The sequence below is a fragment of the Escherichia sp. E14V7 genome, from assembly GCF_004212225.1.
Taxonomy (GTDB): Bacteria; Pseudomonadota; Gammaproteobacteria; order Enterobacterales; family Enterobacteriaceae; genus Escherichia.
The window spans coordinates 20963-44987 of record NZ_RHJJ01000004.1 but is presented as its reverse complement, the minus strand read 5'-3'; the positions used below and the strand labels follow the sequence as shown (position 1 = coordinate 44987).

At 47.8% G+C, this 24025-nt stretch carries 27 protein-coding genes, 3 tRNA genes and 1 pseudogene; 8 read left to right on the top strand and 23 right to left on the bottom strand.

Annotation, left to right across the window (positions count from 1 at the left end):
• Positions 1 to 4: 4 nt before the first annotated feature.
• The 4 genes from motB to flhD form a co-directional block, all read right to left on the bottom strand.
• The gene (gene motB, locus D9741_RS04555; protein ID WP_130218672.1) at positions 5 to 931 is read right to left on the bottom strand and encodes a flagellar motor protein MotB; all 927 of its coding nucleotides are present in this window, start codon (positions 929 to 931) and stop codon (positions 5 to 7) included.
• Positions 928 to 1815, bottom strand: coding sequence for a flagellar motor stator protein MotA (gene motA, locus D9741_RS04550; RefSeq protein ID WP_130208527.1), 888 nt, complete (start codon positions 1813 to 1815; stop codon positions 928 to 930). The genes motB and motA overlap by 4 nt, the downstream gene beginning before the upstream one ends.
• A 125-nt stretch (positions 1816 to 1940) precedes the next feature.
• Positions 1941 to 2519 (bottom strand): flagellar transcriptional regulator FlhC, encoded by a 579-nt coding sequence (gene flhC, locus D9741_RS04545; RefSeq protein ID WP_064529301.1) that lies wholly within the window; start codon positions 2517 to 2519, stop codon positions 1941 to 1943.
• A gap of 2 nt (positions 2520 to 2521) precedes the next feature.
• Positions 2522 to 2872, bottom strand: a complete 351-nt coding sequence (flhD, locus tag D9741_RS04540; RefSeq protein WP_130218670.1) for a flagellar transcriptional regulator FlhD — start codon at positions 2870 to 2872, stop codon at positions 2522 to 2524.
• Positions 2873 to 3651: 779 nt separating this feature from the next.
• Here flhD and uspC point away from each other — a divergent pair.
• Positions 3652 to 4080: a universal stress protein UspC gene (gene uspC / locus D9741_RS04535; RefSeq protein ID WP_130208531.1), complete on the top strand. Its 429-nt coding sequence runs from the start codon at positions 3652 to 3654 to the stop codon at positions 4078 to 4080.
• Positions 4081 to 4086: 6 nt separating this feature from the next.
• On the opposite strand, the gene otsA is transcribed toward uspC, so the two are convergent.
• The 5 genes from otsA to araF all read right to left on the bottom strand — a co-directional run bounded on the left by otsA (position 4087) and on the right by araF (position 10027).
• Positions 4087 to 5511, bottom strand: coding sequence for an alpha,alpha-trehalose-phosphate synthase (gene otsA / locus D9741_RS04530; RefSeq protein ID WP_130218668.1), 1425 nt, complete (start codon positions 5509 to 5511; stop codon positions 4087 to 4089).
• Complete coding sequence (gene otsB / locus D9741_RS04525; RefSeq protein ID WP_130218666.1) at positions 5486 to 6289, bottom strand: trehalose-phosphatase; 804 nt, start codon at positions 6287 to 6289, stop codon at positions 5486 to 5488. The genes otsA and otsB overlap by 26 nt, the downstream gene beginning before the upstream one ends.
• 162 nt (positions 6290 to 6451) lie before the next feature.
• Positions 6452 to 7438, bottom strand: coding sequence for an arabinose ABC transporter permease AraH (gene araH / locus D9741_RS04520; protein ID WP_130208537.1), 987 nt, complete (start codon positions 7436 to 7438; stop codon positions 6452 to 6454).
• A gap of 14 nt (positions 7439 to 7452) precedes the next feature.
• Positions 7453 to 8967: an arabinose ABC transporter ATP-binding protein AraG gene (araG, locus tag D9741_RS04515; RefSeq protein WP_130218664.1), complete on the bottom strand. Its 1515-nt coding sequence runs from the start codon at positions 8965 to 8967 to the stop codon at positions 7453 to 7455.
• A gap of 70 nt (positions 8968 to 9037) precedes the next feature.
• A complete protein-coding gene (gene araF / locus D9741_RS04510; RefSeq protein ID WP_130208541.1) occupies positions 9038 to 10027 on the bottom strand; it encodes an arabinose ABC transporter substrate-binding protein AraF in 990 nt (329 codons plus the stop codon).
• Between the two features lie 791 nt (positions 10028 to 10818).
• Between araF and D9741_RS04505 the strand changes: the two genes are divergently transcribed.
• The gene (locus D9741_RS04505) at positions 10819 to 11322 is read left to right on the top strand and encodes a non-heme ferritin-like protein (RefSeq protein ID WP_130208543.1); all 504 of its coding nucleotides are present in this window, start codon (positions 10819 to 10821) and stop codon (positions 11320 to 11322) included.
• Positions 11323 to 11404: 82 nt separating this feature from the next.
• Here D9741_RS04505 and yecJ read toward each other — a convergent pair whose 3' ends face one another.
• The gene (gene yecJ / locus D9741_RS04500; protein WP_064529310.1) at positions 11405 to 11656 is read right to left on the bottom strand and encodes a DUF2766 family protein YecJ; all 252 of its coding nucleotides are present in this window, start codon (positions 11654 to 11656) and stop codon (positions 11405 to 11407) included.
• Positions 11657 to 11771: 115 nt separating this feature from the next.
• Positions 11772 to 11858, bottom strand: a complete 87-nt coding sequence (azuC, locus tag D9741_RS04495) for a stress response protein AzuC (RefSeq protein WP_010723106.1) — start codon at positions 11856 to 11858, stop codon at positions 11772 to 11774.
• Between the two features lie 252 nt (positions 11859 to 12110).
• On the opposite strand from azuC, the gene yecR reads away from it, so the two are divergent.
• Complete coding sequence (gene yecR, locus D9741_RS04490) at positions 12111 to 12434, top strand: YecR family lipoprotein (protein ID WP_130208545.1); 324 nt, start codon at positions 12111 to 12113, stop codon at positions 12432 to 12434.
• 178 nt (positions 12435 to 12612) lie between these two features.
• Complete coding sequence (ftnA, locus tag D9741_RS04485) at positions 12613 to 13110, top strand: non-heme ferritin (RefSeq protein WP_000917208.1); 498 nt, start codon at positions 12613 to 12615, stop codon at positions 13108 to 13110.
• 37 nt (positions 13111 to 13147) lie between these two features.
• Here ftnA and D9741_RS04480 read toward each other — a convergent pair whose 3' ends face one another.
• On the bottom strand, positions 13148 to 13387 hold the full coding sequence (locus D9741_RS04480; RefSeq protein WP_064529312.1) for a YecH family metal-binding protein: 240 nt from the start codon (positions 13385 to 13387) through the stop codon (positions 13148 to 13150).
• Between the two features lie 190 nt (positions 13388 to 13577).
• On the opposite strand from D9741_RS04480, the gene tyrP reads away from it, so the two are divergent.
• Positions 13578 to 14789, top strand: coding sequence for a tyrosine transporter TyrP (gene tyrP / locus D9741_RS04475; protein WP_130218662.1), 1212 nt, complete (start codon positions 13578 to 13580; stop codon positions 14787 to 14789).
• 104 nt (positions 14790 to 14893) lie between these two features.
• Here tyrP and yecA read toward each other — a convergent pair whose 3' ends face one another.
• The 7 genes from yecA to uvrY all read right to left on the bottom strand — a co-directional run bounded on the left by yecA (position 14894) and on the right by uvrY (position 19297).
• Positions 14894 to 15559, bottom strand: a complete 666-nt coding sequence (gene yecA / locus D9741_RS04470; RefSeq protein WP_130218660.1) for a UPF0149 family protein YecA — start codon at positions 15557 to 15559, stop codon at positions 14894 to 14896.
• Between the two features lie 194 nt (positions 15560 to 15753).
• Positions 15754 to 15840: transfer RNA gene (locus D9741_RS04465), tRNA-Leu, on the bottom strand.
• An 11-nt stretch (positions 15841 to 15851) separates the two neighbouring features.
• Positions 15852 to 15925: transfer RNA gene (locus D9741_RS04460), tRNA-Cys, on the bottom strand.
• 54 nt (positions 15926 to 15979) lie between these two features.
• Positions 15980 to 16055 (bottom strand) — tRNA-Gly (locus D9741_RS04455).
• A 151-nt stretch (positions 16056 to 16206) separates the two neighbouring features.
• The gene (gene pgsA, locus D9741_RS04450) at positions 16207 to 16755 is read right to left on the bottom strand and encodes a CDP-diacylglycerol--glycerol-3-phosphate 3-phosphatidyltransferase (RefSeq protein ID WP_001413418.1); all 549 of its coding nucleotides are present in this window, start codon (positions 16753 to 16755) and stop codon (positions 16207 to 16209) included.
• Between the two features lie 56 nt (positions 16756 to 16811).
• On the bottom strand, positions 16812 to 18644 hold the full coding sequence (uvrC, locus tag D9741_RS04445) for an excinuclease ABC subunit UvrC (RefSeq protein WP_130208553.1): 1833 nt from the start codon (positions 18642 to 18644) through the stop codon (positions 16812 to 16814).
• Entirely contained in the window at positions 18641 to 19297 is a 657-nt protein-coding gene (gene uvrY, locus D9741_RS04440) for a UvrY/SirA/GacA family response regulator transcription factor (protein ID WP_064529316.1), read from the bottom strand. Before uvrY ends, uvrC begins: the two co-directional genes overlap by 4 nt.
• Before the next feature lie 338 nt (positions 19298 to 19635).
• Here uvrY and D9741_RS04435 point away from each other — a divergent pair, with 338 nt between their 5' ends.
• Complete coding sequence (locus tag D9741_RS04435) at positions 19636 to 19770, top strand: hypothetical protein (RefSeq protein WP_240725505.1); 135 nt, start codon at positions 19636 to 19638, stop codon at positions 19768 to 19770.
• The gene (gene yecF / locus D9741_RS04430; RefSeq protein ID WP_000106474.1) at positions 19757 to 19981 is read left to right on the top strand and encodes a DUF2594 family protein YecF; all 225 of its coding nucleotides are present in this window, start codon (positions 19757 to 19759) and stop codon (positions 19979 to 19981) included. Before D9741_RS04435 ends, yecF begins: the two co-directional genes overlap by 14 nt.
• A gap of 66 nt (positions 19982 to 20047) precedes the next feature.
• Here yecF and sdiA read toward each other — a convergent pair whose 3' ends face one another.
• The 4 genes from sdiA to dcyD form a co-directional block, all read right to left on the bottom strand.
• Positions 20048 to 20770: a transcriptional regulator SdiA gene (gene sdiA, locus D9741_RS04425; RefSeq protein WP_130208555.1), complete on the bottom strand. Its 723-nt coding sequence runs from the start codon at positions 20768 to 20770 to the stop codon at positions 20048 to 20050.
• A 229-nt stretch (positions 20771 to 20999) separates the two neighbouring features.
• Positions 21000 to 21752, bottom strand: a complete 753-nt coding sequence (tcyN, locus tag D9741_RS04420; protein ID WP_130218658.1) for an L-cystine ABC transporter ATP-binding protein TcyN — start codon at positions 21750 to 21752, stop codon at positions 21000 to 21002.
• Positions 21749 to 22417, bottom strand: coding sequence for a cystine ABC transporter permease (gene tcyL, locus D9741_RS04415; protein WP_001158230.1), 669 nt, complete (start codon positions 22415 to 22417; stop codon positions 21749 to 21751). The genes tcyN and tcyL overlap by 4 nt, the downstream gene beginning before the upstream one ends.
• 14 nt (positions 22418 to 22431) lie before the next feature.
• Positions 22432 to 23418 carry a D-cysteine desulfhydrase gene (dcyD, locus tag D9741_RS04410; RefSeq protein WP_130218656.1) on the bottom strand — a complete coding sequence of 329 codons (987 nt, stop codon included), beginning with the start codon at positions 23416 to 23418 and terminating at the stop codon, positions 22432 to 22434.
• A gap of 241 nt (positions 23419 to 23659) precedes the next feature.
• Between dcyD and D9741_RS23530 the strand changes: the two are divergent.
• A pseudogene (locus D9741_RS23530) lies at positions 23660 to 23791 on the top strand (integrase); the annotation flags it as partial.
• Between the last annotated feature and the right edge of the window lie 234 nt (positions 23792 to 24025).

Sequence of the window (24025 nt, the reverse complement as noted above, 5' to 3'; positions counted from 1 at the left end):
GCTGTCACCTCGGTTCGGCTGATGGCATTGTGGAAACACTGACCTGCGGTGTTACCCCAGGTTTTTCCAGGACGCTTACTGGCTCATTCTGGCTTTCGGCGTTTTCATGCAAAATGGCCTGTTCGGCTTGTTTATTCAGTACCAACAGACTGATTCGACGATTAACGGCATCATCCGGGCCGCGATCGCTTAAGCGCATGGTCGCCGCCATGCCGACAACACGTAAAATTTTGCCATCAGCCAGACTTCCCACCATTAGCTCACGGCGCGAAGCATTAGCGCGTTCAGTGGAAAGCTCCCAGTTGCTGTAACCTTTCTCACCATTGGCGTAAGGGAAATCATCGGTATGGCCTGAAAGGCTGATACGGTTAGGAATACCGTTCAGCACCGGCGCAATGGCGCGCAGAATGTCGCGCATATAGGGCTCGACATCAGCACTGCCGGTTTTAAACATCGGGCGATTCTGGCTATCAATTATCTGGATACGTAAACCTTCCTGTACCAGATCGATTTTGAGATGTGGACGCATTGCCCGTAGTTTCGGGTCTGATTCAATAAGCTCGTCGAGATCGCCACGCAATTTCCGCAGCCGACTTTGCTCCATGCGTTTTTTAAGTTCTTCAATGTTCGGCTGCTTATTCACTTCCCCCTGGCTTTGGGTGAAATCATCACCGCCGCCGGGAATTGGGCTTTCACTATTAGAAATGCGATCGCCGCCCGTAACCGCTGTCGCCAGCGGCGTACGGAAGTATTCCGCAATCTGAATCAGCTCTTTTGGGCTGGAGATGGAGATAAGCCACATCACCAGAAAAAAAGCCATCATCGCGGTCATAAAGTCAGCATAAGCAATCTTCCACGAACCATGTGCTGCGCCGTGGGATTTCGCTTTGCGTCGTTTGACGACAATAATCGGGTGCGCTTGATTCTTCATGCTTCCTCGGTTGTCGTCTGCTGCTGCGGATTTTTCACCGCGCGCACATGCTCTTCCAGTTCAACAAACGACGGACGTTCACTGGAATAGAGCGTTTTGCGACCAAATTCAACGGCGATAGGCGGTGCGTAACCATTCAGATTAGAAAGCAGTGTGACTTTGACGCACTGCATCATTTTGCTGGTTTCGGCGCTTTTCTGGCGCAAAACACTCGCCAACGGGGAAATAAATCCGTAAGCCAATAAGATACCGAGGAAAGTCCCCACCATCGCATGTGCGATGAGCGCACCCAACTCGGCGGCAGGACGATCGGCTGATCCTAGTGCGTGCACCACCCCCATTACAGCCGCAACAATACCAAACGCAGGAAGAGAGTCTCCGACCAACGCCAGGCTGTTCGCCGGGACTTCCGCTTCGTTTTCGTGCGTTTCTATCTCTTCGTCCATCAGGGCTTCAATTTCGAAGGTATTCATGTGGCCGCTGATAATCAGGCGCAGATAATCGACGATAAAATCCAGCATAACGGCATCCGCGAGGATGCGCGGATAACTGGCGAAGATCTCGCTCTCTCGTGGATTTTCAATATCGCGTTCCAGTGAGAACATGCCCATTTGCCGCGATTTCGCCATCAGGCGGTAAAGCAGCGCCAGCAAATCCATATACATTGCTTTGGTATATTTAGAGCGACGAAACAATAATGGCAGCGCCTTCAGCGTACCTTTGATTGCTTTGCCATTATTGCCGACGATAAACGACCCAATGCCTGCACCGGCAATAATCACCAGTTCAGCGGGTTGATAGAGTGCTCCAAGGCTTCCACCGGTCATCAAATAACCGCCGAAAACTGTACCGAGAACAACCAGGTAACCTAATAAGATAAGCACGACATCATCCTTCCACTGTTGACCATGACAGGATGTTCAGTCGGCAGACGTTACCTTACGGCTGGAGAAAAAAAAGCAGCGGCAATTGCTTACCGCTGCTGGAGTGTTTCGCCACACCGTATGAGTTAAACAGCCTGTATTCTCTGTTCATCCAGCAGTTGAGGGATAATATCGGCAGGGTTCTGAGAAAGTTTACGTCTTTTTACGGCGCGCGATGGCGGTTGACATAAGCTGCAGGCAAAACTGCCGACAGGTTGATGAGCATGGGTGATAAAATTACCGCCGCAGCAGTTGCAGCTGGAAAGTTGTAGTAAATCACTTTCGACAAATCGCACCAGAGTCCAGGCGCGGGTTAGCGCCAGCAGTGGTCCGTTTTCGGCTTGTGGGCACTGTTCAAGGTATAAACGATAGGCTTTGATTACCGCATCAACGCCATTACATAACCCGGTTTTCAGTAAAAACTGCCATGCATTACAGAACATCGACGCATGGACATTTTGTTCCCAGGTCATAAACCAGTCGGTGGAAAACGGCAACATACCTTTCGGCGGCGGGCTTCCGCGCAGCTCTTTATAGAGTTTGATCAGGCGTCCGCGACTTAATTGTGTTTCGCTTTCCAGCATCTGCAAACGAGCACCGAGGGTTATCAACTCCATGGCGAGTTGAATATCACGGGCTTCCTGAACAATGCTTTTTTCACTCATGATCAGGCCCTTTTCTTACGTTGTACTTCTTCGGGCTGATTAACATCATTCAACAAACGCGTGGAGAGCATAATACCGGTATGAATTTGCTGGAGATCGTCAACACGGGAATCCTGCGTCAGTTGGTTAACAGTCTGGTGGCTGTCAAAGCGGAATTGACAAATCAGTTGATTGGTTTCGGCCAGTTTAACCATTTGTGGAAGAGTCAGCGTCGCCAGCGTTGTTGCCATTTCTTCATTAATACCGAGACGAAACATGGCGGACGCTTTGTCCTGAACGATCAGACGCTGTGCAAGAAGTAAATATGACAAATTGATGTCATAAATATGTTTCAGCAACTCGGAGGTATGCATTATTCCCACCCAGAAGAACTAACTTTATTTTTTATGCGGTATCACCGCACCCCGTGATGTCGCCGGGAAATCCCGGTAAAAAGTAAATAAAAATGGAATAGTAGCGATCAACGAAAAAACACACAGACATCATAAGAGGTGAAACACGTCTTACACAGAGTGATGCTTTTTACACTTATCTAAGATTTTTCCTAATTCGACGCAACTGTACTCGTCACCACTCATACATACAACGGAGCGGAGCTGCGATTTTCGACAATGTGTGACACAGATCACACAAAACACTCAATTACTTAACATTGATGTATAAGTCATACTTTTGTTTTGCGTATATTTCATTCTGTTAAAAAGTTTTTCAGCTTATCTGTCAGCAAAAATGATGAGAAGGGATAAAATTGAGATGTTGCGCACTGTTAATATAAATCACCGTGAATAACCATATCCCGAATATGGGATAAATATCGTTGATCTCTGTAAATCATTAAAAAACAGTCAATTAAATAATACTATTCCATTTAAGAAAAATTAAGGCTGCCAACAACACCAATGTTAACAACATGTTTTATTAATATTAACCATTTGTTTAGTGAGCGAAATCAATTTCTCCACTTCCTCATCATCACCCGCATTACTACACAGTAACACTACGCAATTGATTAAATGTATTTATTAATGACCATGCTAATATTTGCGTTTTTGACCAAGTTGTTATTGCATCTATAGCTCATTCAGGGTAAAGCTGTGATCTCACCTGAAGTTCATAGAATAAGGAGCAGGTTATGAGTTACGCCAATATTCTTGTTGCCGTTGCTGTCTCACCAGAAAGCCAGCAACTGTTAGCAAAAGCGGTATCTATCGCCCGTCCCGTGAATGGGCGTATCAGTTTAATCACCCTCGCGTCCGATCCAGAAATGTACAATCAATTAGCCGCGCCGATGCTTGAGGATTTACGCAGTGTGATGCATGAAGAAACACAAAACTTTCTGGACAAATTAATCCAGGATGCTGGATATCCCGTTGAAGAAAAGTTTATAGCTTACGGAGAGTTGAGCGAACATATTCTGGCGGTATGCCGTAAACATAAATTCGATTTGGTGATTTGTGGTAATCATAATCACAGTTTCTTTTCGCGAGCATCCTGCTCTGCGAAAAGTGTGATTGCTTCAAGTGAGGTTGATGTGCTGTTGGTTCCGCTTAAGGGAGATTAAGCGCAATTACGCCAGCTTTGGAAAGGTCGCAACTTTATCGCGCTGCTGGCTTTCCGCGCTGCGCGGAACTATCAGCTTTAGGTCGCTAATAAAGCACTCCTGCCAGTGGTTAATATCGTTTTTCACGATAATTTCCAACATTTCTGCATGACGGGAAATACGTTCTGCCAGCGACATAGTCAATGCCCGATTCAACGCCGCCGCGACTTCATCACGATCGTATGGGTTAACGATTAACGCTGACGTCAGTTCATTCGCCGCCCCCGCAAATTGTGAAAGTACCAGTACACCGGGATTGGCAGGATCCTGGGCGGCGACATATTCTTTCGCCACCAGATTCATCCCGTCACGCAGCGGCGTCACTAATCCGACATCGGAATAGCGGAAGATTTTCATCAGTAATTTACGGTCGAAATGCTGGTTCAGATAATAAAGCGGTGTCCAGCCTAATTGCCCATATTTTCCGTTAATTCTCCCGGCTTCATTTTCCAGCTGATGACGAATATCCTGATATGCCTGCACATCACCACGCGAGGTTGGCGCTATCTGGGTATAACGTATTTTGCCATGATGCTGCGGATATTTTTCCAGCAAGGCTTCATAGGCAAGAAAACGCTCAGGCAGACCTTTGGAATAATCCAGTCGTTCGACAGAAAAGATATTTTGTACGCTTTTCAGCTCCGCTTTTAATTGCGCCAGTTTGGCCGGCAGCGGTCCGGCAGCCTGTTTGGCTATTTCATCCGGTTCAATACCAATAGGGTAAACTTCGGTGCGAAATGCCTTGCCCCAGGCCGTATGATTGCGCGAACTACGCGTCGTGACGCGCGTCAGGTTGGAAAGGCAATCCAGAAACGCCAGGCGATCGTTTTCTGTCTGAAACCCCAGCAAATCATAATCACAAAGCTGTTCAAGCAACGTGTTATAAGTCGGCAGCGCGTTGAAGATTTCCGGTGTTGGGAAAGGAATATGCAGAAAGAAACCAATGCGATTATTCACGCCACGTTTACGGAGTTCATGCGCAAATGGCAACAGGTGATAATCGTGGATCCAAATAATGTCATCGTCTTCCAGCAACGGCAGTAATTTATCTGCCAGCAATGCATTCACGCGTAAATAGCCTTCCCAGGCGGAACGCTGAAATTGCACCAGATCGAGTCGATAATGAAATGCGGGCCAGAGAACAGCATTGGAGAATTGGTTGTAGTATTCGTCGAGATCCTTTTCACTGAGGTTAAAAGAGGCCCAGGTGATATTTCCTTTTTTCACCTTTTTTAGCGGCTGATCCTCATTCCCTGTTTCGCCACTCCAGCCAAACCACAGTCCACCTGCGGCTTTCAGCGCCCCCAGTATACCGACAGCAAGGCCACCGGCACTGGCGGCGTGCTCGTCTGGTGGTGCAATCCGGTTAGATACTACGACTAAACGGCTCATAGTCATCACTCCTGTTATTGTCTCTTTTTAGTTGTTGTAATGCGTTGGTTATCATTTCAAGCCAGCGCCAGACATCCGGCACGCCCGCCAGCCGCCATGATGCCTGAGTTGCGCCTGTGCCAATTTTCACTGACATTCCGCCCAGCCTGTTAACGACCGAGAAGCCAGATTCATCGGTTAAGTCATCGCCTAAAAAAATAGGCTTGCGGCCAATAAAGGGAACTTCCTGCATAAATGCGGCAATCGCGTCCCCTTTGCTGGTGCCTCTTGGTTTTATCTCAACGACACACTTTCCCTGTTGTAACGCCATTTGCGGCCAAATCTGGGTAATGCGCTGCGCTAATGTCAATAAGGCGTCCTCATGCTGCGGTGCCTGACGATAATGCAGCGCAAACGCCATCCCTTTAGCCTCAATCTCCACACCGGGAAGCCTGGCGATAGCCGTATGCAGTTGAACGCTAATATCCCGGGCAATCGCTTCCGGCAAATGAACAATATGCGTTTTACCATTGATGTCACGGCGCTCCGCCCCATGCACACCCGCTAACGGGAAGCGATAAGGTTTCGCCAGTGCGTCAAGCTCTACCATTGAGCGCCCTGATATCAATGCCAATGCACCATCACTTGCGGTTGCCAGCAGCTGGAGTCCTTGCAGAATATTTTCAGGTACGACGACCTGATCGGGATGCGGTTTGATTTCCGCCAGCGTTCCATCGAGATCAAAAAACCAGGCATAATTCGCGGATAGTTCAGGGGGTTCGGTTAACGGTTCTGTCACCCGGTACTCCTCCTTATCTTTTTATTGTTCGCGCAGAACGCGCTTTACAGACATGTAAGTATAGACAGTGTGACGAGGCTCGCCATTGACAAAAAGAACAGCCAACCGTTGTGGCGGTTGGCTGTGGAGGATTTTTGAACTAAATAATGGTCGGATAAAGCATCAAACAGTGCGTTTCGCTTTTTGCTTATAACGGTCGAAGATCACCGCAGCCAGCAGGATTAAGCCACGAACAACATACTGTGCGAACGGAGAAATATTAAGCAGGTTCATGGCGTTTTCCACGGTGCCTAAAATTAAGATACCCGCCACTACATATGAGATTTTTCCGATGCCGCCTTTCAGAGAAACGCCACCTAAAACGCAGGCAGAGATAACAATCAACTCATAACCAATAGACGTCATTGGCTGGCCGCTGGTCATACGAGAAGCCAGAATGATCCCGGCAATCGCCGATACCAGACCAGAGAGAACGAAGATAATAATTTTGGTACGGACCACCGGTACACCCGCGAGACGTGCCGCCTCTTCGTTACCGCCAATTGCCAATGTATTACGACCAAAAGTGGTTTTGTTCAGCAGCAAACCAAAAACGACCAGGCAAGCCACAGTGAGCCAGATTGGCGCAGGCAGGCCGAACCAGTTGGCATAACCGAGTGCAAAGAAGCTTTCATCTTCGATGCCCACCGCTTTACCGTCAGAGATAATATACGCCAGACCACGGACAATCTGCATCGTCGCCAGCGTGGTAATCAGGGCGTTGATTTTCAATTTAGCGATAACAAAGCCATTCACCAGGCCGCACAGAACGCCCAGCAGTAGACCTGCCGCCACGCCAATCCACAAACTTTCGGTCAGGTTAATAACCACCGCAGTGGTTACGCCTGCGCAGGCAATCACCGAGGCAACAGAAAGGTCAAAGTCACCTGAGGCCAGGCAAAACAACATACCGCAAGCCACCATCCCCGACATGGAGATTGCAAGTCCCAGCCCTTTCATATTAATAAAGGTGGCAAAGTTCGGCACGAAGATGGCACAGGCGATGAAAAGCACTGCGAACACCACCAGCATACCGTACTGATCCCAGATACGCCCGAGGCTGAATGACGACTTAGGTGCGCCAGAACCCGATGTAGAAACAGAAGACATCTTATTCTCCTTACTCAGGCAACTGCCTGGCTGACTTTAGGCATAGCAAGGCTTAGTGCCTGACGCTCATCTGCCTGCTCGTGTAGTAATTCACCGGCGATTTCACCTTCCCGCATAACTACGATGCGGTCGGCGACACCAAGGACTTCGGGCAGGTCACTGGAGGCAAACAGTACCGCCACGCCCTGCGCGGCCAGCGCATAAATCACGTTATAAATTTCATGTTTAGCCCCCACATCGATGCCGCGCGTAGGTTCATCAAGCAAAATGACTTTCATCTCTTCGGATAACCAGCGCCCCAAAATAGCTTTTTGCTGATTACCCCCGGAAAGATTCATGATCAATTGCTCTGCACCTGGCGTTTTGATGTTGAGAGAACGAATGTGGTGATCGGCATTATTGGCTTCCCAGCCGTTGTTGATCACGCACCCGCCGTGCACATGTTTGCGACGAGCGCTGATGTTGATATTGTCGCGCACCGAATGCACTGGAATAATGCCCTCCGCTTTGCGATCTTCTGGGCAGAGCATCATGCCCGCGGCAATGGCGTGGCCCGGTTTACGGATATCGATCGGCTGTTGGTCGATATAAACCTGACCAGCGGTAATTTGCGTACCGCCAAACATGCCTTTCATTAATTCGCTGCGCCCTGCCCCCACCAGACCAAACAGACCGACGATTTCGCCACTGCGAACAGCCAGGCTTATTGGCGTACGCACGCCTGGTGCCTTTACCGCATCCAGACGCAAGCGCTCCTCGCCGTAGCTGCGCGGTTGCCAGCCGTAGATATCGCCGATGTCGCGACCAACCATTGCCTGTACCAGCGAGTCATGATCTACCTGCTGCATGTCGGTAAAGGTTTTGACGTAACGACCATCTTTAAAGACAGTGATGGCATCGCTGAGCGCAAAAATTTCTTCCATACGGTGAGAAACGTATAAGATCACCCGCCCCTCTTTTCGCAGTTCACGAATGACGCGAAACAGATTGTCTATTTCACGCGCGGATAAGGAGCTGGTTGGTTCATCAAAAGCGATAATTTTGGCGTTACGTGCCAGAGCTTTGGCAATTTCAACCATCTGCCATTGCCCAATGGAGAGATATTTCAGCGGCGTATCCGGGTCAATATCCATACCCAGATGTTTGAGCTGTATCCCAGCTTCATAATTCAGCAGTGAACGATTCACGATGCCGCCTTTATGAGGAAGCTGGCCGAGATAGATGTTCTCCGCGACGGTCATTTCCGGCACGAGATGCAGTTCCTGGTAAATAATCGCGACACCCGCATTCAGTGCCGCGGTGGTATCGGAAAAGGACATTTCCTGCCCATTAATCACTACAGAACCCGTGGTTGGCGCATAGTTTCCACTAAGGATTTTTAAAAGTGTTGATTTTCCGGCGCCATTTTCACCCATCAATGCATGAACCTGACCGGCATAACAGTCAAAACTGATATCCGTAAGCGCCTTGACGCCTGGAAAGGTTTTACCAATGCCGCGAAATGAGAGATACGGGGTAGACTGTTGCATAACGTCTCCGTGAATCACTGGTCGTTTTACACCCCCTCTGCATAACGCAGAGGGGAATTTTTCCGGCAGATTACTTACCGCCTAAACCTTTTTTCTCCAGTTCTTCTTTAAAGTTGTCACGCGTGATCAGCACCACGTCGGTAACTTCAGTGAATTTTGGCGGTTCAACGTCTTTTGCTACCCAGTTGTAAAGCATTTCGCTGGATTTATAGCCATGAACGTCCGGGCTTGGCAGCAGTGAACCATAGAAACCCGTAGCCTGTGCCTTTGACAGTTCGCTCACCGCATCCACACCGTTAATACCGATACCGATAATATCAGCTGCTTTAAAGCCCTGACCTTCCGTCGCGCGTACGCCACCCAGCACGGTGCTGTCGTTCATACCGACGATCAACCAGTGTTTAACTTCAGGATGCTGAACCAACATTGAGTTGGCGGCGTCAAACGCCCCCGGAATATCGTTAGATTTGGTAGGAACCTGATAGATTTGTTTTTCCGGGAATCCGGCGGCTTTCAGCGCGTCCATAGAACCGGTAGTACGACGGCGGGCGGTATCCAGTTCGTTGGCAGTAATCGCCATTACGGCGCTTTCTTTCACATCCCAGCCACGTTTCTGCATCTCTTTATACAGTTCCTGGCCCTGACGTTCGCCAATTTTCGTCGCAGCCATCATCACTAACGGAACGGTATCAACCGGCTTACCTTTAGCATTAACAAACTGATCATCCACGGCAATAACTTTCATATCGTAGCCACGCGCTTTCGCCACGATGGCTGCACCCAGTTTCGGGTCCGGGGTACAGATAACAAAACCTTTCGCACCACTGGCTGCCAGGCTATCAATAGCGTTCAGTGTTTTTTCGCCATCAGGTACGGCTATCTTAATAACTTCAAAGCCTAAATCTTTCCCGGCTTTATCGGCAAACTTCCATTCAGTCTGAAACCACGGTTCTTCTGGTTGCTTCACCAGGAAACCGAGTTTCAAATTTTCCGCCATAGCGGATTGTGACATAACGGCAGCCAGACCGATGGCTGCAAGAGCTTTAGTAAATTTGTGCATGGTTATCTCCAGCTTTAGCATCATTTTGTGTAGGGCAAAACCTAAGAACTTTTGTTAATTCAATCGGAAAACAAAGCATTACCTTTGGCGAAAAGATAAGTGACTGTGTTGGCATAGTTTTAGCGAGAAATTAATTCTCCATAGGAGAGCAATATCACACCGCAGAATTACAGTGAGAACGTGCATGAATTTAGCAATAAAAGACATACGGAAGACGTCAATTGTATGACAAATGAGAAATGACTTAGCAGATTAGTCCATAAGATTAGCCTGGAAATCCTTGTGGCATCATTTGATAGCTCTGGCGTGTCTTCTTTTTAATCTAATTTGCTCGGGCAAGAAGCTGCTCATTACAGCTGAATGGTGAATGATGTAAGAAGAATAAAAACTCCAGACAAAATTCCTTTTGCTGTTAATTATCACCACCTTCATTAATGAAGGATAAATCCATAATGCGAGCATCATCGCAAAACTGAAAAAATACCTGAAAATATAAGAACAGCATCATGAAATTGATAAATTCATTTAATATCAATAACATCCAGAAACTCACAACATTGAGAGTTATTGCAAATCAATAACTCTAATCAATGAAATGTAAAAAAATATAAACTTGGTGATTTAAGGATTTTCTTATAATGCTTCAGACGTTATGCTTATTTCAGATCATCGTCAGAATTGACTCCAGGATCACATTTCGGACCCGCAGAAAGGAATTATTCTGCAAACAGTAATTACGGTGTTTTGATTTATCTTGCACCTCTCGTCTTCTGGATATAAGGATATTAGGTATGGCAACCACTGGAATGCTTCTCAAACTCAACACCCAAATGAACCGCGAGTTTTATGCATCCAATCTCTACCTTCACCTGAGCAACTGGTGTTCTGAACAAAGTCTGAATGGCACCGCGACTTTTCTTCGCTCCCAGGCACAAAGTAACGTGACTCAAATGATGCGCATGTTTAACTTCATGAAAAGTGTCGGAGCGACGCCCATCGTTAAAGCCATTGATGTACCTGGAGAAAAACTGAACTCTCTGGAAGAACTCTTCCAAAAAACGTTGGAAGAATATGAGCAGCGTTCAAGCACGCTGGCGCAATTAGCAAATGAAGCTAAAGAATTGAATGATGATTCTACTGTCGATTTTCTGCGCGATCTGGAAAAAGAACAGCAGCACGATGGCCTCTTACTGCAAACCATTCTTGATGAAGTGCGCAGTGCGAAACTGGCCGGTATGTGCCCTGTCCAGACCGACCAGCATGTTCTGAATGTCGTGTCGCATCAGATACATTAATAAAATCGGCGCATAAAAAGATGCGCCGAATACAAAAAAGTGGTGAAAACCGCTGCCTCACATTACTGAGGCAGCGGTTTTTTTAATGGGATTCGTTTTGTGGGGTGAACTTTAGCTCAATCAACGCGATGGCTTTTTGAATAGCGCGCATAGTGACTGGGTCAGCAGCAGCCGGATGGTGAGTAAAATCAATATTCTTCAGCTGGCTGGACATTTTTTCACGTACCTCAACAGGCGCGATCACATCGAGCACGTCGAGAATTTGTTTGATCACCAACTGGCAAGCAACAACATCAGAAACCAGTTCCTGATCGGCATTCAGCGGCTGGGACATCCTAAACTCCTGATAGCATTTTGAAAGCCGTTATAGTAGCGGCTTCCCTTCCTCAACGATAGTCACATCAGCCCGCATCAGGGTACAAAAAAACCTGCCGAAGCAGGTTTTTTTGTTATCTGAACATATTGCCAGGCGGTACGTCTTTGAACGTCTTGCAATAATTATTAAACATGCTTTTCAGGATCTTACGCAGTTTCATCGCGCCACTCCGATTATTTGTTATGCAGGTGTTATCGTCTTTACGTTTATAATATGACATTCATCACAAAAATCAATCTTTATGTGATATGCATCACATAAATACCTCTTTAATGTTATAAAGATGATAAACACAAAACCTCTGCGTTCTGCAGAAAGCAGGGAATAGCGCTAATCCGTCGTCTTTTCTGTCCATAGCCTGGCTGTGTCCACAAGTACAATACCTGTTTCTTCTCCCTCTTCAGGCTGTGACATGAAACATCTGATAATTGTTTTTTCACTTTTAACAGTAGCGGGCTGTACCGTAACTCGTCAGGCTCACCTGAGCGATGTTGACGCCACGAGTGGCATTGTCCGCCTCGTTTACAATCAGGCTTTTTTACAACACGCCCGCACTGACAACTATCTCGATCAGGGAATCGCGAACCGCGCATGTCAGCAGGTTGGATTTACCCGCGCCTTTGCGTTTGGGCAACCTGTAAGTAACTGTAGTTTGTTTGCAGGATCATTATGTCTGAATACGCAATTTACACTGTCGTATCAGTGCCGATACTTAACACCCTCGGCTTATCAATAAAGATTTTAATCAGCGAGGGAGGCTTCGCTGGTTAATTAACATCACAAATAGCGTTAATGCGTTTTATTCACATTCGCATTTTTAATAATTGAATTTAATATTTTACCTTTTGCAAATAATAAAATAACAAATTATAGTGGCGCCACAGCAACAAATATAACCTTTGTGGAGCACTATCATGCTGAAACCAGAAATGATTGAAAAACTTAATGAGCAGATGAACCTGGAACTCTACTCTTCACTGCTTTATCAGCAAATGAGCGCATGGTGCAGCTATCACACCTTCGAAGGTGCTGCCGCGTTTCTGCGTCGCCACGCCCAGGAAGAGATGACGCATATGCAGCGTCTGTTTGATTACCTGACCGATACCGGAAATTTACCGCGAATTAATACCGTTGAATCACCGTTTGCTGAATATTCTTCACTTGATGAATTATTCCAGGAAACCTATAAACACGAACAATTAATTACGCAAAAAATTAACGAACTGGCTCATGCTGCAATGACCAATCAGGACTACCCAACGTTCAATTTCCTGCAATGGTATGTGTCTGAGCAACACGAAGAAGAGAAATTGTTCAAATCTATTATTGATAAATTGAGCCTGGCAGGGAAAAGCGGCGAAGGTCTTTATTTCATCGATAAAGAACTCTCTACCCTCGACACGCAAAACTAATCTTCTCCGGCGGCAGATTACCTGCCGCCGTTTCAGATCAGTGACGACAAATCTTACTTTTATCGGTTGAGAACCCTTCTTCGCAGGGAATAAATTTGCCTTTTGCCGCCAGAAAAGCCACCAACTCTCCCGCAGTCATCCCTTCAGCCGAGCAAGTATGAAAACGTGTCTGATCACCAAAACGCGCTTTGATCGCCGCTTCCAGGCTGGCGTGCGTATATTGCTCACCTGATTCAATCATCATATTTAACACTTCATGACCGTGAATCGATTCCATCGTTCCTCCTCAAAAAAAAGCATAGCGTAACGATCCCCGCGCCTTATGGCTTTGCGCCAGCTCAGTTCTGAATGCATTTATTGTACATTTTTATTTACACCAGATGTAACGTCGATTTGACGAAATATGGATAATGCCTTAACCTGCGCCGCAGATATCACTCATAAAGATCGTCAGGACAGAAGAAAGCGTGAAAAACAGAACTCTGGGAAGTGTTTTTATCGTGGCGGGAACCACAATTGGCGCAGGTATGCTGGCAATGCCGCTGGCAGCGGCTGGCGTCGGTTTTACCGTCACTCTGACATTGTTAATTGGCCTGTGGGCCTTGATGTGTTACACCGCGCTGTTACTGCTGGAAGTGTATCAGCATGTCCCTGCAGATACCGGCTTAGGCACGCTGGCAAAACGCTATCTGGGCCGCTACGGTCAGTGGCTGACCGGCTTCAGTATGATGTTTTTAATGTATGCCCTGACCGCAGCATATATCAGCGGTGCCGGCGAATTGCTTGCCTCCAGCATCAGCGACTGGACAGGCATTTCAATGACCACAACCGCTGGCGTGCTGTTGTTTACTTTTGTTGCCGGTGGTGTGGTTTGTGTTGGGACGTCGCTGGTCGATTTGTTTAACCGTTTTTTGTTCAGCGCCAAGATTATTTTCCTGGTGCTAATGCTGGTATTGCTGCTACCACATATTCATAAAATCAATCTGCTAACGCTGCCACTGCAACAGGGTCTGGCATTGTCTGCAATTCCGGTGATTTTTACCTCGTTTGGTTTTCACGGTAGCGTACCAAGCATCGTCAGCTATATGGATGGCAACATTCGTAAATTGCGCCGGGTGTTTATTACCGGTAGCGCGATCCCTCTGGTGGCATATATTTTCTGGCAACTGGCGACACTGGGCAGCATTGATTCAACAACCTTTATGGGACTGCTGGCGAATCATGCTGGATTAAATGGGCTGTTACAGGCATTACGCGAAGTGGTGGCCTCGCCGCATGTCGAGTTGGCAGTGCATTTATTCGCTGATTTAGCCCTCGCCACATCTTTCCTGGGCGTAGCGTTAGGCTTATTTGATTATCTGGCGGATTTGTTTCAGCGTTCCAATACCGTTGGTGGAAGACTGCAAACCGGTGTAATTACCTTTCTGCCGCCACTGGCGTTTGCGCTGTTTTATCCACGTGGTTTTGTAATGGCGCTCGGGTATGCTGGCGTAGCGCTGGCAGTATTGGCGTTGATAATTCCTTCACTGCTGACCTGGCAGAGCAGGAAGCATAATCCACAAGCAAGCTATCGGGTGAAAGGTGGACGTCCCGCACTGGTGTTGGTGTTTATCTGTGGCATTGGCGTGATTGGCGTGCAATTTTTGATTGCGGCAGGATTGTTGCCAGAAGTGGGATGAATGCTTTGCCGTGTATTTGGGCATAGTCCAGATTTTTGTCCACATCCTTATCAGGCCCATAAAACATGGGTGCCAGAGTTAATTCTGACACCCAATATAGCCTCTTAATGCAGGCAGCACTGCTTATATTTCTTGCCACTACCACATGGGCAAGGGTCGTTACGACCAGGTTTTTCTTCAGCTTTAATCGGTTGCTGAACAGCTTTTTCCTGAGGATGCGTCATCCAGTAAGCATGCAAATCAAGCGCCGCCAGTCGAATGGCATCCACGCTTTCTTCAAACGCTTCTGGCGACATCTTCTCTACCCGCTCGAAGTTTTCCTCAGTACCGTGCAGCGCAATCGCTTCAAGCGCCGGTTTTAATGAGTCAGGCAATGCTGACCAGTCAGAAAGCGCAACGCCACGCATATAGCCAAAGCACCACTCTTCGACAATCGTCAGCTCCCTACCGTCAACTTCTCGCAGACCAAATAACGGTTCAAACTGTTCAGGAAACTCGTTGAGTCGCTCTGCAGTATCGGCCATATGTTGAAACGCCAGGTTCATAAAGCGCGTCATCTCTTTCTCTGACGCCCAGCGCGGCACATAATCCGCCCCACCCCACACAGCAACCAGCCACTGTTCTGGTTCAATTTCTTGCGGAGAACTCAACACCGCCGTCAACAAACCGTCCAGCTCTGCCACATCAAGGATGGCGTGGTCTGTGTTGTATTTGGTCAAGATATCATCCAGCCATTCCAACTCACTTTCGTTTAACGGTCCAGTTTTCATACGCTTTTCCTTGTGGATCTCGACTCGCCAGCGCCTATCTTACATGTCGGTCTGGCATAGAGATACTTTTCGAGTGGATTACCCGGAGATTAAAAATCAGAGAGGGTGTAACGACAAGTTGCACATACAAAAAAACCACCCGAAGGTGGTTTCACGACACTGCTTATTGCTTTGATTTTATTCTTATTTTCCCATGGTACCCGGAGCGGGACTTGAACCCGCACAGCGCGAACGCCGAGGGATTTTAAATCCCTTGTGTCTACCGATTCCACCATCCGGGCTCGGGAAAAATTGGAGGCGCGTTCCGGAGTCGAACCGGACTAGACGGATTTGCAATCCGCTACATAACCGCTTTGTTAACGCGCCAAATTCTTCATGCTTTTCAGCCAGACACCCGCTTAATGCCGATGCCTTTTAAACTGGAGCGGGAAACGAGACTCGAACTCGCGACCCCGACCTTGGCAAGGTCGTGCTCTACCAACTGAGCTATTCCCGCAATCATCAAGCAATCAGCTAATCACTTGATTTTATTATCGTCTGGCAATCAGTGCCGCCGTTCGATGCGTTGCATTCTACTTACCTGACGCGTTGAGTCAACGATATTTTTCACCACTTTTGATCGTTTGCTGAAATTTGCGTCGAAACGATCACTGATCAAGCAAATCCGCGCGAGCAGCGCTCAAATATTGCAACATTGACCAGAGTGTCAGCACCGCAGCCACAAAGAAAAGAGCAATACCGGCGTACTCAACCCAAATATTCGGGCGCCACAGCAACCAGGCCAGCGCGACCATCTGGGCAGTCGTTTTGACTTTACCAATCCAGGATACGGCCACACTGCTACGTTTACCGAGTTCAGCCATCCATTCACGCAGAGCAGAAATGATAATTTCACGGGCAATCATCGTTGCCGCCGGTAAGGTCACCCACCAGCTATGATAATGCTCGGTTACCAGCACCATGGCGATGGCGACAAGCACTTTGTCTGCTACTGGATCAAGGAAGGCACCAAAACGAGTACTCTGGTTCCAGCGACGCGCCAGAAAACCATCGAACCAGTCAGTCACCGCCGCGACGCAGAAAATGAGCGCGGCAGCAAACGGCGACCAGGGAACAGGTAGATAAAAAACCAATACAAAGAATGGGATAAGGATGACACGGAACAGTGTGAGCAACGTAGGGATATTAAATTGCATAATGACGGGTAACTATCTGTTGTCAGTAAGATTACCCCTATGTTGCTACAGAGACATCAATGTTTCAACGACCAGAAGATCTTTTCTGCCAGACCTTGCGAAATACCCGGCACTTTTGCAATTTCTTCGACGCTGGCGTTACGTAAACCTTGCAAACCGCCCATATATTTCAACAACATTTGCCGACGTTTTGGCCCGACGCCTTCAATGGTTTCCAGGGTGCTGGTATTTTTGACCTTCGCCCGTTTTTTGCGATGTCCGCCAATCGCATGATCGTGTGATTCATCGCGAATATGCTGGATGACGTGCAACGCAGGCGAATCAGGCGGTAAGCTAAAGCCCTCTCCTTCAGGCTCGAAGAACAATGTTTCCAGCCCAGCCTTACGGTCGGCCCCTTTGGCAACGCCAAGTAACAACGGATGGTTTTTATCCCAGGGGACGTCCAGCTCGGCGAAGACATTTTTCGCCTGCGCAAGTTGTCCTTTGCCACCATCAATCAGGATCACGTCCGGAATCTTACTGTCATCGATGGCTTTACCATAACGCCGACGCAACACCTGATTCATCGCCGCATAATCATCGCCCGGCGTAATGCCATTGATGTTATAGCGCCGATACTCCGCACGCAGTGGGCCATTAGCATCAAACACCACGCACGAGGCAACGGTTTGTTCGCCCATCGTATGGCTGATATCGAAACATTCCATCCGTTTCACTTCCGGCAATTTCAACACGCTGGCAAGCGCTGTCAGTCGCTGATGAACGGTTGATTGCTGCGAAAGTTTGGTGGTTAACGCTGTTGCTGCATTCGTCCGCGCCAGTTTCAGGTAACGCGCCCTGTCGCCACGCGGTTTGGTCTGAATGTTAATCTTGCGCCCCGCCAGTTCTGATAATGAATCGGCGAGCAGCGTTTTATCGCTAAGATTAAAATCGAGCAGGATCTCTCCCGGGAGAGTGCGCATCTGGCTGCCCTGTAAATAGAACTGACCAACAAAGGTTTCCACGACTTCGCCCAGTTCCGTACCGCCCGGCACCTTCGGGAAATAGCTACGGCTACCGAGCACTTTGCCCTGACGAATAAACAAAACATGGACACATGCCATGCCAGCATCGAACGCCACACCAATAACATCAAGGTCGTCGCCCGTATTAGAGACAAATTGTTTTTCGGTGACGCGTCGCACCGCCTGAATTTGGTCGCGAATACGTGCCGCTTCTTCAAACTCCAGATTCTGGCTGGCTGTTTCCATGCGGCTAATCAGTTGCTTAAGCACCTGATCGTCTTTACCCGATAAAAACAGGCGCACATATTCAACCTGCTGGGCATACTCTTCTTCGCTAACCAACCCGGCCACGCACGGCCCAAGACAGCGCCCTATCTGGTATTGCAGACATGGACGCGAGCGATTGCGATAAACGCTATTTTCGCACTGGCGAATAGGGAAAATCTTTTGCAACAACGCCAGAGTTTCACGCACCGCATAACCATTCGGGAACGGGCCGAAATACTCTCCCTTGGCGTGCTTCGCACCGCGATGCATCGCCAGACGTGGATGTGTATCGCCACTGAGGAAAATAAAGGGGTAAGATTTGTCGTCGCGTAACAAAACGTTGTAACGCGGCTGATAGAGTTTGATGTAGTTGTGTTCCAGCAATAATGCTTCGGTTTCAGTATGAGTCACCGTGACATCGATTTGCTGGATCTGGGCGACCAACGCTTCCGTTTTGCGCGAAGCGAGATTGCTACGGAAATAGCTTGAAAGCCGTTTTTTCAGGTCTTTCGCTTTACCGACATAAATAACCGTACCACCAGCATCATACATGCGATATACGCCCGGCTGGCTGGTGACGGTTTTTAAAAACGCTTTTGCGTCAAACTGAACACTCACTGACTTGTTAACGTCTCCGCATTACACAAACCATGGCGAATAGCCAGGTGAGTCAGCTCAACATCGCCATGAATGTTTAATTTACTGAACATACGGTAGCGATAGCTGTTCACCGTTTTCGGGCTGAGATTAAGCTGTTCTGAAATCTCATTGACCTTCTGGCCTTTGGTAATCATCAGCATAATCTGCAATTCGCGTTCAGACAAACTGGCAAATGGGCTTTCTGTTTTTTCTGGTTCGATCTGGCTTAACGCCATTTGTTGCGCAATGTCAGAAGCAATATAACGCTGCCCAGAATAGACAGAACGAATCGCGCTCACCACCTCCTGCGGGGCCGCACCTTTGCTTAGATAGCCCGCAGCGCCAGCCTGCATGACTTTTGCTGGTAAAGGGTTTTCGGTGTGAACCGTAAGCATGATGATTTTGACATCTGCGGTTGAACGGGCGATTTTACGCGTCGCCTCAAGGCCGCCAATGCCAGGCATACTCATGTCCATTAGCACCACGTCGACGGAATTTGCCCGGCACCACTTAACGGCATCTTCACCACAGGAAGCCTCACCAACGACTTTAATACCCTTTATATCTTCCAGAATGCGTCGTATCCCTGCGCGCACCAGTTCGTGGTCATCAACAAGTAGAACGTTGATCAAAGGAATATCTCCAGAAATAGGGATAACGCTACTGATAGTTAGTCATCCGTATATTAGCGGGTTTTATTGCAACTTTGAAACGTTAAAAATGGTGGGTATTCGATTTTTCTCTCATTTTTGATAATTCGATTGTCCACAGTTATGATCACGTCCGTCACCAAAAAGCTTCCGGGGCGTTGTAACCTGTCTGTTAGACTGAAATGTGACAAAAATTGACTTCATTCAGCACAAATGAAAAATCATCAGCATGAATATGTAACATTAATTAACTCAATAAATACGCACAAAAAACATTCATGATATAAATATTTATTAACCACTATATTAACTAATTTAATATCAATCATGATTCAGTGAGTAAAAAACAACCACTGCTATTTTTAGCAAAGCTTATGGTATACTCCGCCGCCTTAACATTTTTTACTGCAAATTTTCATTGCAACATGACGAGGAAAATAAATGAGTACGCCTGATTTTTCTACTGCCGAGAATAATCAAGAACTGGCAAATGAAGTCTCCTGCCTGAAAGCGATGCTGACGCTGATGCTGCAGGCGATGGGACAAGCTGACGCGGGCCGCGTGATGTTAAAGATGGAAAAACAGCTTGCGCTGATCGAAGACGAAACCCAGGCTGCGGTATTTTCCAAAACGGTTAAGCAAATTAAACAGGCCTACCGTCAGTAATATAAAACCGGCTGAAAGCACACCTTTCAGCCGGTTTTACACCTGGCACGCAGAATGTAATAGAGGTCATATTAAGCCAGTTGCGGCGGCGTAACAGGCAACCTGGGTCTTATTCGGCGCGTTGATTTTTTTCTGCATGTTTTTCTGATGAAAATTAACCGTGTTCTCGGAGATTGACAAGATCATCGCAATCTCTGCCGATGTCTTACCTTCCGCGGTCCATTTCAAAATTTCCTTTTCCCGCTTACTGAAATTCATCTCCGGCGTCATCACTATTTGATCATTTAAACGCATCAGCGCCATCAGACTTTCGCGCACCAGTAGCTGCATTTTTAATTGCAGCTCATCACTAAGAACAGGTATTTCGCGCGTACTGCTACGAGAAAATGACAAAAATCCCAACGCCCGGTTCGGTAGCATTAAATACTGAGTAACTCCCCTGCGTAAACCATGTGCACGCGCAGCCTCCCATAATGGCTGGGCTTCACTGAATAAGTCATCATTCCACAATAAATGGCCCTGACTGAAGTTTTCAGGGTTGAGCACGGGATCAATAGCGAGAAAGTTTTTTGCCTGATAATAACTAACCCACGACTCAGGGTAATTGGTGTAGAAAGCCACTTTGGGTCGCGTGAATGGCACCGGGTGGCGAACACATAACGAATAGTAATCGTACTCGAGCTGCTGAGCCTGAAGCTCTATTTCATGGTAGACCTCTTCTGCGGCCTCCATCCTCTGAAAGCGCGACAGCATTGTGCGACGCCAGCTAAAAAAATCCGTATCCTGCATAGTAAACCGCAATGCCCCTGAGAGTGAGTATCATTTATACTGAAAACTCAAGCTATCACATAAATAAGATTTATATATAATTTATATTATTCAGATAATGAATTACTTTTGCAAGACATCGCATTCTCTTATGTTATTAATGAGTTATGCTGATTTATTGACCGTTTATTGAGTCTTCAGAAGAGTGGTTCGCCCCGGTCACTAACTCACCGGGGCTGATTTTTTCTTATTATTGCAGTAGAAACTTCTCGAGAAACTGGCGGGTACGGGGCTGCTGTGGATTGGCAAATAACGCTTTCGCCGATCCCTGCTCTACTATCCGCCCCTGGTCCATAAAGATCGCGCGGTCAGCAACATCTCGGGCAAAGCTCATTTCGTGTGTCACAATCACCATTGTGCGCTTTTCCTGTGCCAGCTGGCGGATAGTATTCAGGACTTCGCCCACCAACTCTGGGTCCAGAGCCGAGGTTGGCTCATCAAACAAAATCACCTCGGGGCGCATCGCCAGCGCCCGGGCAATCGCAACTCGCTGCTGTTGACCGCCAGATAAACGACGTGGATAGCTGGTTTCTTTGCCTGCAAGGCCAACTTTCGCCAACAACTCACGTGCGCGCGCCGTGGCTTCCTCTTTAGGTTCACCTTTGACAATCACCGGCCCTTCAATAATGTTTTCCAGCACCGTACGATGCGGAAACAAATTAAAGTTCTGGAAAACAAAACCAACGTGCTGGCGCAACTGACGAATCAGGGATTTTTGCTGACTTAACGAACGCGCGGTATCAATGGTGATATCCCCGACGGTAATCGTCCCCGCTTCTGGTTGTTCCAGCAAATTTATGCTGCGTAGCAACGTGGTTTTTCCGGAGCCGCTTGGACCTATAATCGCCACCACTTCGCCGGTTTTAACCTCCAGATCTATGCCATGCAGCACCGTCTGACCGTGGAATTTTTTCACCAGGTTTTTAACGTCAATGGCACTCATTTTGGCTCCCTCTCCTGGCGATTAAGTTGATTCTCAAAATGGTTCTGCAACGTCGATAACACCGTCGCCATAATCCAGTAGATGAGCGAAGCCGCCAGATACATGGTGAAAACTTCCAGTGTGCGCGAAGTAATCAACTGCGCCTGACGGAACAGCTCTGGCACCTGAATCGTCGCAGCCAGAGAAGTATCTTTTACCAGGCTGATAAAACTGTTCGACAACGGCGGCAGTGCTACCCGCGCGGCCTGTGGCAAAATAGCACGACGCATAGTTTGCCACGGCGTCATGCCGATACTGGCAGCCGCCTCCCACTGACCTTTATCAATGGACGAAATCGCTGCCCGCAGCGTTTCGGCTGCATAGGCGGCGGTGTTCAGTGACAGGCCAATCATCGCTGACGGAATCGGGTCTAATTCAATGCCAAACTGCGGCAAGCCGTAGTAGATCATAAACAGCTGTGCGATGAGTGGCGTACCACGGAAGATGGAGATATAAAAACGCGCCAGCCAGCGCACAGGCCAGACGGGCGACAAGCGCATCAGCGCGAGAATAAATCCCAGCAGTAAGCCAAAAAACATGCCGCCGATGCTGAGTTGCAGCGTATACCCTGCCCCTTTCAACAGGAACGGCAGAGAATCAATAACCAGTTGTATACTTTCTTGCATGAGCATTTCCGGCGCTAAACGTGGGGATGATAGGCGAACAGTGCAGGCGCGCCCCCGGTATGAATAAACAGAATCGGTCCTTCATCTTTGAAGCGTTTCTGACTTATACCATCAATCAGCCCCGCCATCGCTTTTCCGGTATACACGGGATCAAGCAGAATACCTTCCAGACGCGCCAGCAGTTTCACCGCCTCCATGCCTTCGTCATTCGACACACCGTAGCCAGGCGCAAAATAGTCATCCCAGAGTAAAATTTCCGCTGATGCAGTCAGCTCCAGTTCTTTCGCAATCGCCTGTTGTAGGCTAACCACTTTCGGCAACTGGTCAGCAACAGAACGTGAAACAGTCACGCCAATCAATTCTGTTTCAGGCATCAGTTGTTCCAGCCCTACTGCAAGCCCGGCGTGAGTTCCGGCACTGCCTGATGCCACCACCACCGACGATATGTTAACCGCCCCTTCACACTGCTGGGCGATTTCCAGCGCACTCTCCACATAGCCCAACGCGCCTAAAGCATTGGAACCGCCAACCGGAATGACGTATGGGCGAAAGCCTTGCGCTTCGACGCGAGTCGCTAACTCTTCCAGTTGGGCATCAGGATTGGTCAGCGCATCGCACATTTCAATCTGAGTATTGAACAGATCCAGCAACAAGCGGTTGCCGTTGGTTAAATAGTTTTCTGCGGCAGTGCCAATGGGATTTTCCAGCAGCGCCACGCAATGCAAACCAAGTTTTGCGGCCACTGCGGCAGTCTGGCGCACATGGTTAGACTGAATCGCTCCGGCGGTAATCAGTGTATCGGCACCTTCGCGCAAGGCGTCTGCTGCGAGAAATTCCAGTTTGCGTAACTTATTTCCGCCCATTGCCAACGGGGTGACGTCATCCCGTTTGATGAAAATGTCCCGCCCGAGATAATCAGAAAAACGTGGCAGATATTCGAGCGGTGTCGGTGCGCCGATAAACTCCAGCCGTGGAAAACGAGTTAAATTATGCAGTGGCATAAAAGCCTCCGATGTGTGTTGTTGTGATCTTGTTATTATGCACGCAGGAAACGTATAAATAAAAAATGCGCCGATTAAAGCGCCCTTTTTTGTCATTATGCCCCGCCCAGAATAGCGTTGACACGTTCCTGGCTGTGAGTTCAACCGAGGGATGCAACACACTGGTTGAACCGATCTGCGGATGATTCATAGTTTAGCGTTTTTCTCAGTCTTTCGTTGAGCATATGGCAACTGTAGTACTCATGGATTCCGGGCGATAGCAGTTAGTGTGTTAATAGAATCAGATTTGTGGTCCCGTGATACTGTTGAATGTCCGATGGGTCATCAGGAACGTAACGGTGTAAAGGCTGCTTATGTCCATAAAGCAGAAAATCTGATGTCCCCTGGTTACGGGGATAACTTCTCCTGGCATTTTAGGTTGATCAAGCCTGGTTATCCATACTCGTTCATTAATATGGCAATCATTATCTCTGCATTAATTATTATTTATATCCAGGTCTGTTTTTAGGATAAAAATATTATATTCCATGACGATATTTTCAGGCACTTTTCTTATAAAAAAGCAGAGAAACACTCACTATCTAAAATTACACCAATCAATAAACAA

Bases quoted from the DNA above. Each gene is read 5' to 3' on its own strand.
- motB (WP_130218672.1), bottom strand. From the start codon at position 931: ATGAAGAATCAAGCGCACCCGATTATTGTCGTCAAACGACGCAAAGCG.
- azuC (WP_010723106.1), bottom strand. From the start codon at position 11,858: ATGAAACTGCGTAAGATCCTGAAAAGCATGTTTAATAATTATTGCAAG.
- yecA (WP_130218660.1), bottom strand. From the start codon at position 15,559: ATGAAAACTGGACCGTTAAACGAAAGTGAGTTGGAATGGCTGGATGAT.
- sdiA (WP_130208555.1), bottom strand. From the start codon at position 20,770: ATGCAGGATACGGATTTTTTTAGCTGGCGTCGCACAATGCTGTCGCGC.
- yecF (WP_000106474.1), top strand. From the start codon at position 19,757: ATGAGTACGCCTGATTTTTCTACTGCCGAGAATAATCAAGAACTGGCA.
- tcyN (WP_130218658.1), bottom strand. From the start codon at position 21,752: ATGAGTGCCATTGACGTTAAAAACCTGGTGAAAAAATTCCACGGTCAG.
- yecR (WP_130208545.1), top strand. From the start codon at position 12,111: ATGAAACATCTGATAATTGTTTTTTCACTTTTAACAGTAGCGGGCTGT.
- tcyL (WP_001158230.1), bottom strand. From the start codon at position 22,417: ATGCAAGAAAGTATACAACTGGTTATTGATTCTCTGCCGTTCCTGTTG.
- otsA (WP_130218668.1), bottom strand. From the start codon at position 5,511: ATGAGCCGTTTAGTCGTAGTATCTAACCGGATTGCACCACCAGACGAG.
- araF (WP_130208541.1), bottom strand. From the start codon at position 10,027: ATGCACAAATTTACTAAAGCTCTTGCAGCCATCGGTCTGGCTGCCGTT.
- dcyD (WP_130218656.1), bottom strand. From the start codon at position 23,418: ATGCCACTGCATAATTTAACTCGTTTTCCACGGCTGGAGTTTATCGGC.
- pgsA (WP_001413418.1), bottom strand. From the start codon at position 16,755: ATGCAATTTAATATCCCTACGTTGCTCACACTGTTCCGTGTCATCCTT.
- flhD (WP_130218670.1), bottom strand. From the start codon at position 2,872: ATGCATACCTCCGAGTTGCTGAAACATATTTATGACATCAATTTGTCA.
- araG (WP_130218664.1), bottom strand. From the start codon at position 8,967: ATGCAACAGTCTACCCCGTATCTCTCATTTCGCGGCATTGGTAAAACC.
- yecJ (WP_064529310.1), bottom strand. From the start codon at position 11,656: ATGTCCCAGCCGCTGAATGCCGATCAGGAACTGGTTTCTGATGTTGTT.
- D9741_RS04480 (WP_064529312.1), bottom strand. From the start codon at position 13,387: ATGGAATCGATTCACGGTCATGAAGTGTTAAATATGATGATTGAATCA.
- araH (WP_130208537.1), bottom strand. From the start codon at position 7,438: ATGTCTTCTGTTTCTACATCGGGTTCTGGCGCACCTAAGTCGTCATTC.
- uspC (WP_130208531.1), top strand. From the start codon at position 3,652: ATGAGTTACGCCAATATTCTTGTTGCCGTTGCTGTCTCACCAGAAAGC.
- D9741_RS04505 (WP_130208543.1), top strand. From the start codon at position 10,819: ATGGCAACCACTGGAATGCTTCTCAAACTCAACACCCAAATGAACCGC.
- ftnA (WP_000917208.1), top strand. From the start codon at position 12,613: ATGCTGAAACCAGAAATGATTGAAAAACTTAATGAGCAGATGAACCTG.
- flhC (WP_064529301.1), bottom strand. From the start codon at position 2,519: ATGAGTGAAAAAAGCATTGTTCAGGAAGCCCGTGATATTCAACTCGCC.